This window comes from Paenarthrobacter sp. TAF1, assembly GCF_052113825.1.
In the GTDB taxonomy this organism is placed as follows: Bacteria; Actinomycetota; Actinomycetes; order Actinomycetales; family Micrococcaceae; genus Arthrobacter; species Arthrobacter nicotinovorans.
This window is the reverse complement of record NZ_JBFRDO010000002.1, coordinates 115,338-129,178: the sequence shown is the minus strand read 5'-3', so window position 1 is coordinate 129,178 and position 13,841 is coordinate 115,338. Positions and strand designations below refer to the sequence as shown.

Genomic DNA, 13,841 nt, shown 5'->3' with positions numbered 1-13,841 from the left:
ATTTAACGGGCCAGTCCCGGTCTTGTTCGCCCGACCCTTCGCGTTGTGCAGCGGGATATCGGGCAGGACCGGGTTCCGCCCGGCTGACACCGGCCGTACGATCGAGGCACAGACCGAACCGCGCAGAACAGGGGAGTGCTCCATGGGATTGCTGGATAACTTGAAGAAGAACCTTGGCTTCGGGGACAAGGAACACGCGGACCGAGGCCAGCCGGCCCCAGGACATAGGGACACAGAGCACGACGACAGGCAGCATACGGACAGCGTTCCTGTGGACAGCGTCGCTGCCGCGCCCCAGGAGGACCAGACTGCCGTGACCCAGGCCGCGGAGGACGCCGCCGCCGTCGAGGTTTCAGCATCGGACACTGCCGCAGCCGAAGCCGCGGCAGCCCAAGCTGCGCAGCAGCAGGCAGCAGCGGACGCTGCAGCCGCAGAGGAGGCCTCGCAGGAGGGACTGGAACCCAATGCCCCGGAAGTACAGCCACAGGCGCAGGAGGCGGCCGCTGAGGCCGCAGCAGGGACAGGACAGCCAGGGCCGGTGGCGCCGCGTGTCACCGAAGTCGTGGTGGAGCAGGGGGACACCATGAGCGGGATCGCTGCGCAGTTCGGAGTGGACCTTGGTGCCTTGATCGCAAGCAATGCGGACACGGTGCCCAATCCCGACCAGATCTACCCGGGCCAAGTGCTGCGCCTGCCCTGATTTTCTCCGTTTGTAGATCAGCAAAAGTGCGTCTTTGCAAATTGTGTCGACGCCGTTTTTCCCCGTCGATTCGCCGATTTGTAGCTTCTGAAAACGTCCGGTAGAGTATTTACTCGTTGCCCCCCTAGCTCAGTGGTAGAGCGCGTTCTTGGTAAGAACGAGGTCACCGGATCGATTCCGGTGGGGGGCTCTGGATGAGAGCCTGTGTCAAGGCGGTTTTGACCGGCTTGGCACAGGTTTTTCTCATTCGTGGCGGTGTAGCTCAGTTGGTTAGAGCGCACGACTCATAATCGTGAGGTCGGGAGATCGAGCCTCCCCACCGCTACAGAGCAAGACCCCGCAGATGTTGTCTGCGGGGTTTTTCGTTTATGGGACACAATGGGTCCATGAGCCGAATCGCGATTATTGGCGGCCACGGGAAAGTGGCCCTGCATCTGTCCCGGATTCTTAGTGGTGAAGGTCACGACGTCACGTCGTTCATCCGCAATCCCGACCACGTGGCGGATGTCACGGAGACGGGCGCCTCCGCCGAGGTGCTCGACGTTGAAAATTCGACGACGGCGGAACTCGCCCAAGCGCTCCGGGGCCATGACGCCGTGGTCTGGTCCGCCGGCGCGGGCGGAGGCAATCCTGCCAGGACATACGCCGTGGACCGGGACGCTGCCATCCGTTCCATGGTCGCCGCGGCAGAAGCGGACGTCCAAAGGTATGTCATGGTTTCCTACCTCGGTGCTTCCAAGGATCACGGGGTCCCTCCGGAGAACCCCTTCTTCGCCTATGCGGAGTCCAAGGCCGCGGCCGATGACTACCTGCGCGGCACCGAGCTGGACTGGACTGTTTTGGGCCCTGGCACCCTGACGGACGACCCCGCCACCGGCCTGATCGAGCTGAACCCGGAAAACCCGGCCGAGGGCACCGGGACCTCCCGGGCCAATGTTGCGCTCGTCGCTGCGGCCGTCCTGGAACTGCCCGGGACCGTTGGACGTACCATCCCGTTCAAGGACGGGACCGAGGACGTGGTGGACGCCCTCACCAAGGACTGACACCCGGACCGGTTCCCCTCATGGGTGGGCTGCGGTCGAGGGAAGGCCTGTGCCTCGGGATATGTTTGTAGGGAACTTTTCCGGTGTTGCCCGGGGAAGGGCCTTACACCATCCGGGGAAGCAGGAACATGGATCAGCTGGCGCTCATAGTCGGATTGCTGCTTGCAACGGTGGTTGCTGTTGGCCTGGGGGACCGGCTCCGGCTTCCTTATCCGGTCCTGATGCTGCTCCTTGCGGTCGCGCTCACCTTCATTCCGGGCTTCCCCGAGTTTGAAATTTCGCCGGAACTGATCCTGCCGATCTTCCTTCCTCCGTTGCTGTTCGCCACGGCGCAGAAGAGTTCGTGGGCGGTGTTCCGGGTGCGCTGGCGGACACTGCTGCTGCTGGCCGTTGCCCTGGTGGTGGTCTCCACTGCTGCGGTGGCCGGTGCTGCCTGGCTCATGATTCCGGGCATTGGAATCCCTGCTGCGATCGCATTGGGTGCCATGGTGGCGCCCCCCGATCCCGTGGCAGTGGAGTCCGTGGCCGGGCGGGTGCATATGCCGCGCCGGCTCGTGACGGTCCTGCAAAGCGAAGGCCTCTTCAACGATGCCGCGGCCATCGTGATCTTCCAGGCCGCCGTGGCCGCCACGATGTCCGGCAAGGAAGTGGGCCCGGAGGTGATCCCCCAGTTCGTGCTGGGCGCGGCACTGGCTGTGGTGATCGGCATTGCCATGGGCTTGCTGACCCGGTTCATCACCAAGCTGGTGACTTCCATGGTGGCCCGCAGCGCCGTGACCTTGGTGGTTCCTTTTGCGGCGTACATCCTCGCCGAAGAGCTCCACGCCTCAGGTGTGGTGGCCGTCGTCGTCACCGCTTTGGAACTGCAGCGCCATGCGCGTCCGCAGGATGCCGCTGAGCGCGTCACCAGGACGGCGTTCTGGGACGTGGTGGAGCTGCTCGCCACGGGCCTTGCCTTCGGCCTGGTGGGGCTGGAAATCCGCCAGGTCATCCGGGACGAAGGAACAGCCATCTTCGGGATGATCGGGATGGCGGTTGTCATCTGCGTTCTTGTTTTCGTGGTGCGGTACCTATGGCTTGGGCTGCTTGCCCTGACGGCCCGACGGCGGCGCAACCTCCTGCAGCCCACCTCGCCCAAGGAGGTGCTGATCCTGACCTGGTGCGGAATGCGCGGGCTTGCCACGTTGGCGCTTGCGTTGGCGCTGCCGCTGACGTTGCCTGACGGCAGCGATTTCCCCGCCCGGCACGAGATCCTGGTCATTTCCTGCGCCGTGCTTCTGGCCACCCTGGTTCTTCCCGGGCTAACCCTCCCATGGCTGATGCGGGTTCTGGACGCCACGGAGGACGGCTCCCATGAAAAGGACGCAGCCAAGGAGCTGGCCAAGCGGGCCCAGTCCGCCGCAGTTGCCGCGCTCAAGGAGCACGATCTCATGAAGGAACTTCCGCCGGAGAAGGTTGCCTTGATCAAGGAGAAGATGCGGCGTCTCCACGCCGAACTGCTGGACGGCACCTTGCGGAATGAATCGGCGGCCGAAAAGCGCAAGCGAGGACGCGAACTGTCCATCGCCGTGCAGACCATTGCCCTCGATGCGGCACGCCAGGAAGTGGTGGCAGCCCGCAACGAATTGGGGACCGACCCCGAGGTCGCGGACAGGGTCCTGCGTCAGCTGGACCTGCGCACCATGTCGATGCCGGACTAATCGGCCACTCTGTTTTTCGGCGCTGTATGTGTCGACGCTTAGTGTTTCCGCGCTGTATGTGTCGACGCTTAGTGTTTCGACGCCGGGTGTTTCGGTAAGGACGCCGGGTAAAGGTCCAGGGCGTGTTCCTCTACATAGTCCAGGGCGTGGCGGATTGCGCCAAGCGACACGATCCCGTCGCCCAGGACCGAGGCAGCCAGCCGCGGGGGAGTGAAGGTGAAGTCCGGCAGCTGCTTGGCAATGCCAGGAAGCAAAGCTTGGGCCGAGGGTGCCACGCCGCCTGCAATGACCACCAGCTCAGGGTTGACCAACGTGGCGATGGAACCGATCACCCGGGCCATGCGCCCTGCCACGCGCTCCAGGGCCTTCAAGGCGGCGTGGTCGCCGTCGGCCGCTGCCTTGAAGACCATTTCAGCGGTCAGTGCGGCGGGATCGTGGCCGCAGAGTTCGCCCAGTACCGAGTTGTCCCCCGGCGATTCAAGGGCCTCCTGTCCCCAGAGCACTGCGTAGTGGGCGATCCCGTAGGTGTCGCCCACGCCGTCCACGTTTTCGAGGAACCCGAGCTCCCCGAATCCGCCACGCTGGCCGTGGAGCAAGCGGCCGGACTCCAGGATGCCGGAACCCAGCCGGTCGCCGGCCAGCATGACCACCAGGTTGTCCACGCCTTGGGCTGTGCCCTGCCATCGCTCGGCCAACGCGGCCAGGTTGGCATCGTTTTCCAGGAGTACTTTCCATCCATGCCGCTCGGAGATGATCCCGCGGACATCGAAGGACTTCCAGAATTCCTGGGCGGTCAGGACTTCCCCGTCACGGCTGACCGGGGCAGCAACTCCGACGGAAACGGCCAGTACGGAGTCCGCTGTCGCGCCCGCCTTCTCCAACGCGTCTGCTGCGATCTTGTCCAGGACATCGGCACGCTCATCGGCGCCCACGGTGTCCGTCCGGAAGGACATGGTGACTTGGGAGAGTGGAGTGCCGGCCATGTCAGCCACGATCGCGGTGATCTTGTTGGCGCCGATGTCGATTCCGATCACGGTGGCCGCGCTGTCGTCGAATACGAAGCGTCGGGCCGGCCTGCCTTTGACGTATTCCCCGGCTCCCCGCTGGTTCTCCAGTTCCTGGAGCCACCCGAGCCTGACAAGTTCGTCGCAGATGGAGATGACCGTGGCGCGGGAGAGTCCGGTGGACGCCATCAGTTCCGTGCCTGTCACCACTCCGGCGCCGCGCATGGCCTTGAGCATCGCGCCGGCATTAACCCGGCGGACGAGTTGGGTGGACGGAGCAGTTCCGGTCAGCATTCCGACTCCCGATGGATGAGGAAGCCGCCCATCGGAGTGACGGGACGGTGTATCTAAATTTAGTGCATAAATTTAGATGACAACACATTTCGTCCACCACTTGACGCTGTGGCGCCCATCACCCAACATTATCGATGGGTTATAAATTTATCACCTATCAAAAGTTGGGGACGAGGCCGCGGCCGGCCACTCCGCCATGGCATGGAAGCCATCCGGAGTTCCCGCGACGAAAGGACTACGGAGTCTGTGAAAGCAACGCGCAGGAAACGCCTGGCGGCGATGGTTTTGGGGTTGGCCCTCCTGGCCGGTCTCCTCTCGGGCTGTACCGGGGCACCAGGCAAGGAGACCATCCGCTTCACCTTCAGCAAGCGGGAGGCCATCGGCTTCATGACCAAGCTCGTCGCAGATTACAACGCCTCCCAGGACAAAACCGAGGTAGTTCTGGACACCTCTGGCGTTGACGTCGTTTCGGCCAGCTTCGTCAGGGGCAACCCGCCGGACGTGGCCTTGGCGAACTACAACATGGAGACTTCCCGCTTCGTGCAAAGGGGAGCACTCAGTGACTTGTCCGGCACTGAAGCTGCCGGCCGTATCCGTGGGGACCTCCAGCCGCTTATGGACCAGTACGGTTCCTATCCCGGCCGCACCAGTGCATTGCCGTACTCGGTCATGGCGTCCTCGGTGATCTACAACAAGGAGATCTTCGCAGCGCACAACATCGCCGTGCCCAGGACCTGGAGCGAACTGATCGCAGCGTGTGATGCCCTGAAGGCAGCGGGTGTCACCCCCTTCTACGCCACGTGGAAGGACGACTGGACGATTGCGCAAGGATGGTTCGACTACTCGGTGGGCGGCCAAGTGGACACCCTTGACTTCTTCAAGAAGCTCGACGCCGAAGGCACCCGGGTGCCGGATTCATCGGCGTCCTTCCAAAAGGATTTTGACCAGCCCGTGGGGAAGATGCTGACGCTGGCGCAGAACTACGTCAACAAGGATGCCGCGAGCCGGGCGTACGGGGACGGCAACCTCGCGTTCTCCCAAGGCAAGGCGGCCATGTACCTGCAGGGCCCCTGGGCGTTCAGTGAAATTGCCAAGACGGCCCCCGGCATGGACCTGGGTACGTTCCCCTTGCCGATGACCGAGGACCCCCAGGATCTGCGCGTCCGCGTCAACGTCGACCTTGCGGCCTGGATCCCGGAAGCGTCACAGCACAAGGAAGCCGCGCGCGACTTCCTGGAGTACCTCTACCGTCCTGAAGTAATCGACTCCTACAACGCATCGCAGCTGGGCTTTGCGCCCACCAAGGATTCCGCCAAGGCCACCGACCCACGGGTTGCGGGAATGGTGGAGTACTACGAGCAGTCCCGCGTGTACCAAGGCCCATCGGTGCTGGTTCCGCGCACCATCCCCATCATGAACTACACGCAGGCAATCGTCTTCGGCGCGTCCCCTGCATCCACCCTCCGCACACTCGACGCAGATTGGGCGCGGCTGGCGTTCCGCCAGTAGTGCAGATTCCAGGGAGTCAGACACATGTCCAGCATGACCACGTCATCCACGTCCACCACGTCCGGCCAAGGGCAAGCCCGCCGGCAAAAGGCCGGCCCCGCACTGCGGAGCAAGCGCCGGGTGGAACCCATCTTCTACTTCTTCCTGGTGCCGAGCCTGGTCCTGTTCACCCTGGCCATCACGGTTCCCGGCATTATCGGCATCTTCTTCAGCTTCACCGACTCCATCGGAATCGGGGACTGGGACTTCGTCGGCCTCACCAACTACATCGCGATCTTCAGTGATCCTGCCATCCTGCAGAGCTACCTGTTCACGTTCGGTTTTTCGATCGTCACGGTAATCGCCGTCAACCTGGTTGCCTTCCTGCTGGCTGTGGGACTGACCGCGCGCATCCGGATGAAGACAGCACTGCGGACGGTCTTCGTTATTCCGATGGTGGTCTCCGGCATCATCATCGCTTACGTCTTCAACTTCCTGTTCTCGAATTCCCTGCCCGCGGCCGGCGCTGCGGCAGGAATCCCGTGGTTGGAAAACAGCCTGCTGGCCAACCCGGACCTCGCATGGATCGCGGTGGTGCTGGTGACTGCCTGGCAGGCCGTTCCGGGAGCATTGCTGATCTACATCGCGGGGCTGGTGGCCGTGCCGGGGGATGTCTACGAGGCCGCCGAGATCGATGGTGCCGGAAAGTTCCAGCAGCTGACAAGGATCACGCTTCCACTCGTTGCCGGCTATGTGGTAATCAACGTCATCCTCGGTTTCAAGGGCTTCCTGAATGCCTTCGACATCATTGTGGGGCTGACGAACGGTGGCCCGGGAACCTCCACCAGAAGCATCGCCATGACAGTGATTGCGGGCTTCAATGGCGGGGACTACGCCTACCAAATGGCCAACGCCACGATCTTCTTCGTGGTCGCCATCCTGATCTCTCTCCTTCAGCTTTCGCTGACTCGCGGACGGAACGCACTCTGATGACCACTCAAGCCACCCTCACCATTGATGACACCCAACGCGGGACCGGTACCCGGACCGACCGGAGGAAGAAAGCTGTTCCGTCCCCGGAGCGCGTCAACTGGCCGGCAACCACCATCCTTGTGCTGTGTGCGGTGACTGTCCTGCTGCCCCTGTATGTGACGATCTCCATGGCCTTCAAGACCCAGGGCCAGGCAGTGGACGGCAACGCATTTTCCCTTCCCGCGCCGTTCAGCATTGACGGCTTCGTCCAGGCCTGGACCTTGACGAATTTCCCGGTGGGCGCTGCGATGTCGTTGCTGGTCACGGCGGGGACCGTCGCGGCCACCATCGTCCTGGCCGCCTTTGCCTCATATGCAATCGTGCGCAACTGGGAACGCCGGTTCTTCAGGTACTCGTTCTTCTACCTGCTGGGTGCCATGTTCATTCCGTTCCCGGTAGTTGCCCTCCCGCAGATCCAACTCACGGGCCGCCTCGGACTGGACAACCCTTTCGGCGTCATCCTCTTGGCGACCATGTTCCAGCTGAGCTTCAGCGTGCTGCTCTTCACGGCATTTCTGCGTTCAATCCCCATGGAACTTGAAGAGAGCGCCAGGATTGACGGAGCCACCACGTGGCAGACCTTTTGGAAGCTGATCTTCCCGCTCCTGGCACCCATGAGCGCCACAGTAGGGATCTTTGCCTTCCTCTATGCGTGGAATGACTTCATGATGCCGTCGCTGATCATTTCGGATCCGGCGCTGCAGACGCTTCCGGTCCGGCAAAACCTGTTCCAGACCCAATTCAGCAACAACTACCACGTGTCTTTTGCCTCGTACCTGATGGCGATGGCACCGGCAATCATTGCCTACCTTTTCACGCAGAGGTGGGTCATGGCCGGTGTCACCCAGGGCGCCGTCAAGGGCTAGACCAAATATTGACCTTCCGCGACCGGCGTTTCATACTGGTCCCGGAGCTAAATTTAGATTCTAAATCAAAGGAGTTTCGTGAGCACCTCCGCCACTCAGGCACACCGAACCGACGCAGACCGCATGTCCGATCCCAACTGGTGGCGCCAGGCGGCTGTCTACCAGATCTACCCGCGTAGCTTTTATGACGCGAACGGAGACGGTCTGGGCGACATCAAGGGCATCACGGCCAAGGTTCCCTACCTGAAGGAACTGGGGATCGACGCCGTCTGGCTGAGCCCGTTCTATCCGTCAGCGCTCGCCGACGGCGGATACGACGTCGACGACTACCGCAACGTGGACCCGAAGCTCGGGACGCTCGAGGACTTCGACGAGATGGCAGCTGCCCTGCACGCGGCCGGCATCAAGATCGTGGTGGACATCGTTCCCAACCACTCCTCCGACCGTCACGAATGGTTCAAGGAAGCCCTGGCATCGCCCAAGGGCTCAGCGGCTCGCGAACGCTACATCTTCCGTGACGGCAAGGGCGAGAACGGCGAGTTGCCGCCGTCGGACTGGGACTCGGTGTTTGGCGGACCCATCTGGGAACGGATCACCGAACCCGATGGCACCCCGGGGCAGTGGTACCTGCACATCTTCGCCAAGGAGCAGCCGGACTTCAACTGGGAGAACCCGGAGATCCGGGAGGACTTCCTGAAGACCCTGCGCTTCTGGTCGGACCGCGGCGTGGATGGTTTCCGCATCGACGTAGCCCACGGCATGGCCAAAGACCTTTCCGAGCCGCTGCCCATGAAGGCGGACCTTGAGGCAAAGGCCCACGGCACCGACGGCTTCATTGACGGTTCCCACCCGTTCTGGGACCGCGACGAAGTCCACGAGGTGTACGCCGAGTGGCGCAAGCTTTTCAACGAGTACAACCCGCCGCGCACCGCTGTGGCCGAGGCCTGGGTCCACGAGTCCCGCCGTGCCCGTTACGCCAGCCCGGAAGGTCTCGGTCAGGCATTCAACTTCGACCTGCTGCAGTCCGACTTTGATGCCGCGTCGTTCAAGAAGATCATCACGGACAACCTGGTGGCCGCCAAGGAGTCCGGAGCTTCATCCACGTGGGTCTTCTCCAACCACGACGTCGTCCGGCACGCCACACGCTATGGCCTGCCCAAGGGCGGTTCCGTGGCGCAGGGAACCAACGCGGCACAGGACATCACGGGTGGAGAGCCCAAGGGCCAGGACGGTAAAGGCTGGCTGCTTGCCGGCGCTCCGGCCGAGGAACTCGACGTCGAACTCGGCTTGCGTCGCGCCCGCGCCGCGACGCTCCTGCTGCTTGCGCTTCCGGGCTCCGCTTACCTGTACCAGGGGGAGGAACTGGGTCTTCGCGAAGTAACGGAAATCCCCGACTCCGAACGCCAGGACCCGTCGTTCTTCAGGAACCCGGGCGTGGAGATCGGCCGCGATGGTTGCCGTGTCCCGTTGCCGTGGACTGCGGAGGGCTCCTCCTTCGGCTTCGGTACCGGCCAGGCGCACCTGCCCCAGCCCGAATGGTTCGCGGACTACGCCGTAGCAAAGCAGGAAGGCGTCGAGGGTTCCACCCTGGAACTGTACCGGCGGGCACTACGTCTGCGCAGTGAACTGCAAACGGATGAAGAACTCGAGTGGGTAGAGACCGGCAACGCCGAGGTGCTGCACTTCAGCCGGCCCGGCGGATGGCACACGGTCACGAACTTCGGCGGGGAGCCCGTTGACCTGCCGGAAGGTGAGCTTGTCGTCGCAAGCGGTCCGTTGGACAACGGAAAGCTGCCGTCCGACACCACGGCCTGGATCGTTGCCAAGGCCTAAAGGAGCCACATTGACCAATGCGAACGGGCGGGGACGCCTCATCTATGGCTGCATGGGGCTCGGCGGTCCTTGGGACGGCACGTCCTACGGTGCTGCCGAGATTGACCAGGCCGCCGCTGTGATGGACGCTGCACAGGGCATCGGGATAAGCCTTTTCGACCACGCGGACATTTACCGCAACGGAAAGTCCGAGGCCGTGTTCGGCGAAGTCCTCGCCCGTTCGCAGGGTCTGCGCGGAAAGATCACGCTCCAAACCAAGTGTGGAATCAGGCTGGGGGAGCGGGGCCTGCAAACCCACTACGACCTGAGCCGTGAAGCGATTCTCGAACGGGTCAACGAAAGCCTGAAACGCCTTCAAACGGACTACGTGGACGTCCTGCTCCTGCACCGGCCGGATCCTTTGATGGACGCGCGCGAGGTAGCTGACGCCGTCGGTCAGTTAATGGCCGAAGGCAAGGTGCGGCAATTGGGTGTGTCCAACATGTCCGGCGCTCAGATCGCTTTCCTGCAGGACGCGCTGGAGACCCCCATCGTGGCCAACCAGCTTGAAATGAGCCTGCTTCGCAGCGACTGGCTGGAGAGCACCGTGCTGGTCAATCATCCCGGGGATGCGGGCTACAGCTTCCCGCATGGGACCTTGGAGTACTGCATGTCCCACGGGATCGAGCTGCAGGCCTACGGTTCCTTGGCCCAAGGGCGTTATACGGGTGCGAAGTCCGGTGATCTGTCCCTGGCTGAGTCGGCAACAGCGACGATGCTCGAAGAACTGGCCGGCGTGCACGGCACAACCCCTGAATCGGTGCTGCTTGCCTGGCTGATGAAACACCCGGCCCGCATCTCGCCGGTGGTTGGAACGACCAATCCCGCCCGGATCAGAGCGTGCGCCGACGCGGCCGCAGTGGCCAAGGACATGACCCGGGCCCAGTGGTATGGCCTGTGGACAACGGCGCGCGGAAGCAACCTCCCCTAACCCCGACTGACCTTAACCCGGACTGAGTCGCAGCCGGGATCGTTCCCGGCGTTTGGAACGATCCCGACGGCGACTCAGCCGGGTTAAAACAGCAACACATACAGGCCCCTACGAAACGGCAGGCGCAGTCACTGGAGCGACCACCGAGTACGTGCTTGAGTCGCCCTGGAGCGCCTGGCTCGGCTTGCCTTCGATGCTGAGCGGGATGTCACCGGCAATGGTCACCCGGTTGAGCTTGCGCGGCTGGCCGTCGTAGTTGTCCGGTGCGTAGTGCTGTGTGATGCGGTTATCGAACAGGACCACCTGGTTCGGCTCCCAATTCACCCGGACCACGTTCTCCGGACGTGTCACATACGCCTGCAGCAGACGGATGATGTCCTTCGATTCGGTGTTGGACAAGCCCACGATCCTGAGCCGTTGCGCGAAGCCCCCAATGAACAATCCGCGCTCGCCGGTCAAAGGGTGGACCCGCACTACAGGGTGGGCCGTCTCGAACTTCAGCCGGGTGAATTCCTTGCGGCGTTCCTCGGCGTTCTGGTGTTCCAGGTTCTTGGGCACCGAGTAGTCGTAATCGTTGGTGTGGATGGCCCACAGGGAATCGGCAAAGGTGCGCAGCTCATCGGGGAGGTCCCGGTACGCGCCGGCCGAGGACGCGATCAGGGTCTCGCCGCCATAGGCGGGCAGGTCGATGCTGCGCAACGTGGAAGCCTGCGGCGGGTTGACCACGAAAGTGACGTCCGTGTGCCAGTTGTTGGCCGAGCCGTTCTCGCTGTCCACGGGAAGGACGTTCTCTTCGCCCTCCACCGATGCCACTGTCGGGTGCGCCTTGGTGAGCGGACCGAAGTGCGAAGCGAACTTCACCTGTGCCTCATCGCTGAGGATGTTCGCCTCCCGGAACACCAGCGCCTTGTGTTCGTTGAGCGCTGCCCGGATCTGCGCAACAGTGTCCTCGCTGAGGTCTCCGCTGATGTCCAGCCCGCGGATTTCGGCGCCGATGCGTGAACCGAGTTTGGCGAATTCGAGCTTGGTTTCGGTAATGACGGTCATGGTTCTGTTTCCTTACTTGTTGTGATGGTTGCGGCGGATGCCGCGGGGGTGGTTTCTAGGAAGCTGCGGCGCCCACGGCGGTCCGCCAACGGGAGAAGTGCCGTTCAAGTCCGACCAGCAGGAAGTTCACGCCGAGTCCCAGCAAGGACACCGTGAGGATGCCCGCGTACATGTCCGGGATCAGGAAGCTGCTCTGCGCGTTCACGATCAGGTAGCCCAAACCAGCCTTGGCGCCCACCATTTCAGCAGCAATCAACACCAGGATGGATGCAGTGCCGGCCATGCGGATGCCCGTGAAGATCGTGGGAACGGCAGAGGGCAGGATGACCTTCTGGAACAGCCGGAAGCTGTTGAGTCCCAGTGAACGCGCGGCCCTGATCAGCAGCGGGTCCACGGTCTTCACACCGGCGATCGTGTTCAGGAGGACCGGGAAGAACGCAGCGTACGCCACGATGCTGATCTTGGATTCCTCGCCAATGCCCAGCAGCAGCGTGAACACCGGCAGCAAGGCCAGCGCTGCCGTGTTCCTGAACAGCTCCAGCAACGGGTTCAGCACCGAGTTCAGTCGTCCGTACCAAGCGATGAGGAGGCCCAGCGAAACGCCCGCCACCAGGGCCGCGCCGAAGCCGGCTACCGAGCGGGTCAGGCTGGCCGCGATATGGCCCTGGATGGTCCCGGATTCGAACAGCTTTCCCCACGCCAGCAGGACCTCATGCAGCGGAGGCAGGAACACCCGCGTCGATGGACTCGCCAGGTACGTCGGCCCCAGCTCCCACAGCGCCAGGAACGCCACGATCGCTGCGGACTTCCACAAGCCCGAGCCGAGCGCCGCGGTGACCCGCCGGACCCGGCCGGCTGCCGGCGTCGAACGATCCGTGTGGGGGTCCTGCGTGCGGGAAGGTGCGACGGCGGTCCTCGCACCGGTCACGACGCCGGCCTGGGGTGCCGCTTCTTTTTGCGTAAGCGTGGTGGTCATCAGGCTGCGCTCCTTTCGGGGATGGTGGCGGGTTCGTCAGGGGCGCTGCCGTCGGGCAGGATCTTGCGGTGGCCCGCGTCCTGTGCCCGGCGGACTTCGTCATGCAGCAGGGTCCATACCTGATGGCGGTGCTCCACGAAGGCGGGGTGGGAACGGATGTCCTCGTCGCCCTCCCGGTCCGGGATATTGATGTCCACGATTTCCTTGAGGCGTCCCGGGCGGGCGCTGAGCACGGCAACGCGCTCGCCGAGGTACACGGCTTCGTCGATGCCGTGGGTGATGAACACGATCGTCTTGCCCGTGGCCTTCCAGATCCTGAGGAGCTCGTCCTGGAGTTGCTCGCGGGTCTGCGCGTCCAGGGCTGCGAACGGCTCATCCATCAGCAGCACATCCGGCTCGTAGGCCAGGCTCCGGGCGATGGCTACACGCTGCTTCATACCGCCGGACAGCTCGTGCGGGTAGCGGTCCTCGAAGCCCGCCAGGCCCACCAGCGCCAGGTACTCGCTGGCTTTCGCGGCGCGCTCACGGCGGTTCAGTTTCCTGCCATCCGGGCCGGCTCCTTCAAGCCCGATCGACACGTTGGCCGAGGCCGTGCGCCAAGGGAACAAGGCGTACTGCTGGAACACCACGGCCCGGTCCTTGCCCGGTCCGGTTACTGCCTTGCCGTCCACCAATACCTCTCCCGAGGTGGGCGTGGAAAGCCCGGCAAGCAGGTCCAGAAGTGTGGTCTTGCCCGAACCGCTGGGCCCCACCAAGGTGAGGAATTCGCCGTCGCGGACATCCAGGCTGAGGGAATCGATGGCTGTGAGCGTCGTCGCGGGAGTGGACTTCGAGGCCCGGACCGTAAATTGTTTGCTGACGTTCCTGAGGCTGATCTTCGCGGTCATG

At 63.3% G+C, this 13,841-nt stretch carries 12 protein-coding genes and 2 tRNA genes; 10 read left to right on the top strand and 4 right to left on the bottom strand.

The genetic code is table 11. From position 1 onward, the window contains the following. Positions 1-142 precede the first annotated feature (142 nt). From AB4Y81_RS02635 to AB4Y81_RS02615, 5 genes are all read left to right on the top strand, one after another. Positions 143-700, top strand: coding sequence for a LysM peptidoglycan-binding domain-containing protein (locus AB4Y81_RS02635; protein ID WP_441995079.1), 558 nt, complete (start codon positions 143-145; stop codon positions 698-700). 118 nt (positions 701-818) lie between these two features. Beyond that, a tRNA-Thr gene (locus tag AB4Y81_RS02630) sits at positions 819-890 on the top strand. A gap of 61 nt (positions 891-951) precedes the next feature. After that, positions 952-1,025: transfer RNA gene (locus AB4Y81_RS02625), tRNA-Met, on the top strand. A gap of 61 nt (positions 1,026-1,086) precedes the next feature. Beyond that, positions 1,087-1,743: an SDR family oxidoreductase gene (locus AB4Y81_RS02620; RefSeq protein WP_055971600.1), complete on the top strand. Its 657-nt coding sequence runs from the start codon at positions 1,087-1,089 to the stop codon at positions 1,741-1,743. A 128-nt stretch (positions 1,744-1,871) separates the two neighbouring features. Continuing rightward, positions 1,872-3,443, top strand: a complete 1,572-nt coding sequence (locus AB4Y81_RS02615) for a Na+/H+ antiporter (RefSeq protein WP_039242464.1) — start codon at positions 1,872-1,874, stop codon at positions 3,441-3,443. 68 nt (positions 3,444-3,511) lie between these two features. Here the strand turns inward: AB4Y81_RS02615 and AB4Y81_RS02610 are convergent, their stop codons facing one another. Continuing rightward, positions 3,512-4,741 (bottom strand): ROK family protein, encoded by a 1,230-nt coding sequence (locus AB4Y81_RS02610; RefSeq protein ID WP_110503813.1) that lies wholly within the window; start codon positions 4,739-4,741, stop codon positions 3,512-3,514. 279 nt (positions 4,742-5,020) lie between these two features. Here AB4Y81_RS02610 and AB4Y81_RS02605 point away from each other — a divergent pair, with 279 nt between their 5' ends. The 5 genes from AB4Y81_RS02605 (at position 5,021) to AB4Y81_RS02585 (ending at position 10,930) form a co-directional block, all read left to right on the top strand. Then, entirely contained in the window at positions 5,021-6,250 is a 1,230-nt protein-coding gene (locus AB4Y81_RS02605; protein WP_441995417.1) for an ABC transporter substrate-binding protein, read from the top strand. A 24-nt stretch (positions 6,251-6,274) separates the two neighbouring features. Then, positions 6,275-7,219, top strand: a complete 945-nt coding sequence (locus AB4Y81_RS02600; RefSeq protein ID WP_079580789.1) for a carbohydrate ABC transporter permease — start codon at positions 6,275-6,277, stop codon at positions 7,217-7,219. Beyond that, positions 7,219-8,127 (top strand): carbohydrate ABC transporter permease, encoded by a 909-nt coding sequence (locus AB4Y81_RS02595; RefSeq protein ID WP_441995075.1) that lies wholly within the window; start codon positions 7,219-7,221, stop codon positions 8,125-8,127. The genes AB4Y81_RS02600 and AB4Y81_RS02595 overlap by 1 nt, the downstream gene beginning before the upstream one ends. Before the next feature lie 78 nt (positions 8,128-8,205). Next, positions 8,206-9,960: a glycoside hydrolase family 13 protein gene (locus tag AB4Y81_RS02590; RefSeq protein WP_055971610.1), complete on the top strand. Its 1,755-nt coding sequence runs from the start codon at positions 8,206-8,208 to the stop codon at positions 9,958-9,960. A gap of 10 nt (positions 9,961-9,970) precedes the next feature. After that, positions 9,971-10,930: an aldo/keto reductase gene (locus AB4Y81_RS02585; RefSeq protein ID WP_441995073.1), complete on the top strand. Its 960-nt coding sequence runs from the start codon at positions 9,971-9,973 to the stop codon at positions 10,928-10,930. Positions 10,931-11,038: 108 nt separating this feature from the next. Here AB4Y81_RS02585 and AB4Y81_RS02580 read toward each other — a convergent pair whose 3' ends face one another. The 3 genes from AB4Y81_RS02580 to AB4Y81_RS02570 are packed head-to-tail and all read right to left on the bottom strand — an operon-like array spanning position 11,039 to position 13,840. After that, positions 11,039-11,977, bottom strand: coding sequence for a TauD/TfdA family dioxygenase (locus AB4Y81_RS02580; protein ID WP_018776740.1), 939 nt, complete (start codon positions 11,975-11,977; stop codon positions 11,039-11,041). A 55-nt stretch (positions 11,978-12,032) separates the two neighbouring features. Beyond that, positions 12,033-12,953 (bottom strand): ABC transporter permease, encoded by a 921-nt coding sequence (locus AB4Y81_RS02575; protein ID WP_441995070.1) that lies wholly within the window; start codon positions 12,951-12,953, stop codon positions 12,033-12,035. Further along, a complete protein-coding gene (locus tag AB4Y81_RS02570) occupies positions 12,953-13,840 on the bottom strand; it encodes an ABC transporter ATP-binding protein (protein WP_055971619.1) in 888 nt (295 codons plus the stop codon). The genes AB4Y81_RS02575 and AB4Y81_RS02570 overlap by 1 nt, the downstream gene beginning before the upstream one ends. Position 13,841 lies beyond the last annotated feature (1 nt).